Annotated in this window: 2 protein-coding genes and 1 pseudogene; all 3 read left to right on the plus strand. The window is 41.1% G+C overall.

Features of this window, described 5'->3' with window-relative positions; all coding sequences use genetic code 11:
- Window positions 1–1,034 (plus strand): dihydroxyacetone kinase subunit DhaK (gene dhaK, locus IQ229_RS21530; RefSeq protein WP_194047221.1); only part of this gene is annotated, 1,034 nt, incomplete at its 5' end.
- A 30-nt stretch (window positions 1,035–1,064) separates the two neighbouring features.
- Window positions 1,065–1,703, plus strand: a complete 639-nt coding sequence (gene dhaL / locus IQ229_RS21535) for a dihydroxyacetone kinase subunit DhaL (protein WP_194047223.1) — start codon at window positions 1,065–1,067, stop codon at window positions 1,701–1,703.
- Window positions 1,704–2,355: 652 nt separating this feature from the next.
- Window positions 2,356–2,974, plus strand: a pseudogene (locus IQ229_RS21540) (hypothetical protein); the annotation flags it as partial.

Raw genomic sequence — 2,974 nt, forward strand, 5'->3', positions numbered from 1 at the left:
GTCTAGAAGGTATGGCGGCGGCTCATTCCGATTTAATTAAACTGAACTATGATCCCACTTTTGTCTATCGAGCCAATGCACCTATTCCGGGTAAAGTAGCAATTATTTCAGGTGGTGGCAGTGGACACGAACCAATGCACGCTGGCTTCGTGGGCAGAGGAATGCTTGATGCAGCTTGTCCTGGTGAGGTTTTCACTTCACCGACTCCTGACCAAATGCTAGAAGCAGCCAAACAAGTAAATGGAGGCTCTGGTATCCTTTATATCGTCAAAAATTACAGTGGCGATGTGATGAACTTTGAAATGGCAACGGAGTTAGCCCGTAGTGAAGGCATTCGATCGCTAAATATTTTAATTGATGACGATGTAGCAGTGAAGGATAGTCTCTACACCCAAGGACGGCGGGGTGTAGGAACAACAATACTGGCAGAAAAAATTTGTGGTGCGGCGGCTGAGGCTGGGTATGATTTGCCACAAATAGCAAATTTATGTCGCCGAGTCAATCTGAATGGGCGGAGTATGGGAATTGCTTTAACATCTTGTACAGTCCCTGCTAATGGAACGCCGACATTTGAATTGAGCGATCGCGAAATCGAATTAGGAATCGGTATCCACGGTGAGCCAGGAATAGAGCGTACAGCCATCAAATCAGTAGATGAGATTACCGAAATTTTGACGCGATCGCTCATTGAAGATGCAGCATACAGCCGCACACTGCGCGAGTGGGATGAAGACAAAGGAGAATGGGTAAATGTAGAACTAACAAATCTCCGATTTGCCAAAGGCGATCGCTTATTAGCTTTCGTCAATAGTATGGGTGGAACTCCGATTTCTGAACTGTATATTGTTTACCGCAAACTCGCCCAAATCTGCGAACAGCAAGAATTGCAAATTGTGCGAAACTTAATAGGCCCTTACATCACATCTCTAGAAATGCAAGGTTGCTCCATTACCTTGCTGAAATTAGATGACGAGATGATCCGCCTATGGGATGCACCAGTCAAAACACCAAGTTGGCGCTGGGGAATTGAATAATTACGAATTACGAATTACGAATTACGAATTATGGTGAGTCAGGCGCAGATACTACAATGGTTGCAGGCTTATGCAACCGAGATAGAGCGAAATAAAGCATATTTGACAGAATTAGATGCTGCGATCGGAGATGCTGACCACGGGATCAATATGGATCGCGGCTTCAAAAAGGTAAGTACCCAGTTACCAACTCTTACGGACAAGGACATCAGCAGCATTCTCAAAGCTGTGAGTATGACCTTAATTTCTTCTATTGGCGGTGCTAGTGGCCCTCTTTATGGCACTTGGTTTTTACGAGCCAGTACAGCAGTAGTTGGTAAGCAAGAATTAACAGAACAAGATGTTTTAGGAATACTCCAAGCAGGCTTAGATGGCGTGCTGCAACGTGGCAAAGCGCAACTAGGAGACAAAACGATGGTGGATGTGCTTTCTCCATCTGTAGCCACTTTTGGGCAAGCTGTAAAAGAAAGAAAAGGAACGCTGGAAGCCATGCAACAGGCTGTAGTAGCAGCCCAAAAAGGGTTGCAGGAAACTATACCAATGCAGGCGAAAAAGGGACGGGCTAGCTACCTGGGAGAACGGAGTATTGGACATCCAGATCCAGGAGGAACTTCTGCTTATTTGATGTTGAAGAGTTTGTTAGGGGTGTTGGAAAGTTCTGGGGAATAACACTGGGCTGTATGAAAGGGATAAATGGCTCACTACAAACGTTTCCACAAGCTAGTCTGAGTATTTATTTTAGGCGATCGCGGCTATCTCCATAAAGACCGTCTAAGATAACCAGACAACCTTATACATTTCAACAAGACCAACAAACTAAATGTATCCTTAATGCTCGGCTTTATATTTATTTTTTTATTTAAACTTTTTCATTACCATTTACTTCAGATTAACTTCATAAAATTTTGTCTTCTAATTCAGTAGATGCTATTTTAACAATCTAGTAAATATTGGGTTATACATCCTCGATAATAGGATACATTTATCTTAACAAAATTTGGGGGGGGTTAAGTCCCCTGCTTCTATCAATTTGCAAGTTTTGTGTCGGGGTCTAAATCCCCGTTACAAAATGTAATTGCGAATTGTTTTAACGCTTTCTGATTGCTCAACCGTAGCCCTGCAATAAAGAATTTATTTTCAGTTTCTAGTTGAAACATTGTTTCCATAAAATCTTCACGAAACAGCCTTGAAGTATTACATACGTAATCTCTTGGTGACAGTTTTAGCTGTGGTTTTGATCTTTTTCGGGATAATGTCATTAAGCTATACGCCAATCAATGTGATGTCGCGTAAAAAACTAAAAATTTAGAGGGTAAGCAATATGACATCTTTTGAATCAAATGAAAGCAATTTCTTTGAAATAGATGGTATCCATTTAAGAATCTGGGAACCCAATCTTATAGTGTTACCTATCTTGGAAAATCGCTTTGATTCCAGTATTTCTGTAGAAATTGTGGAAATTAAGGTTTACCTAATCAATAACACGCCAAATCCTTGTCATCTCAACCCCAATCAAACCTTAATTCCAGAGCTTTTGACATCAGATGGTCAAGTATTACAAGGGCAAATAACTTTAGATGAAGCTGTTGACGAACTTCAAAAGAACATACCTCCCCAGGCAGCTTTTGGAATTTGGTTGAGACAGTTCGTATCAAACTTAGCCCAATGGCTAAAGCGAAGTGAGACTAGAGTATTTGATCCTCGTTTAATCAATTCGGGACTACGCATACCCCTTACTTTGGTTCTAAGACTGATTTGGCAAAATAACCATCTGCAACTTCAAGTTATTAACAGCCCTAACTCTTTATCAAAAATTTTTCGCTTTCTTGACAAATCTTGGTTTTTCAATAGTCTCCAACCAGAATCGTATCAGTTTCGGTTTATATGGGGTAATTATGGTGACAGTAAATCTAGCTCAGATCCACAAACGAGAGAAATAG

This window comes from Nostoc cf. edaphicum LEGE 07299, assembly GCF_015207245.1.
Classification (GTDB): Bacteria; Cyanobacteriota; Cyanobacteriia; order Cyanobacteriales; family Nostocaceae; genus Nostoc; species Nostoc edaphicum_B.

Bases quoted from the DNA above. Each gene is read 5' to 3' on its own strand.
- dhaL (WP_194047223.1), top strand. From the start codon at position 1,065: ATGGTGAGTCAGGCGCAGATACTACAATGGTTGCAGGCTTATGCAACC.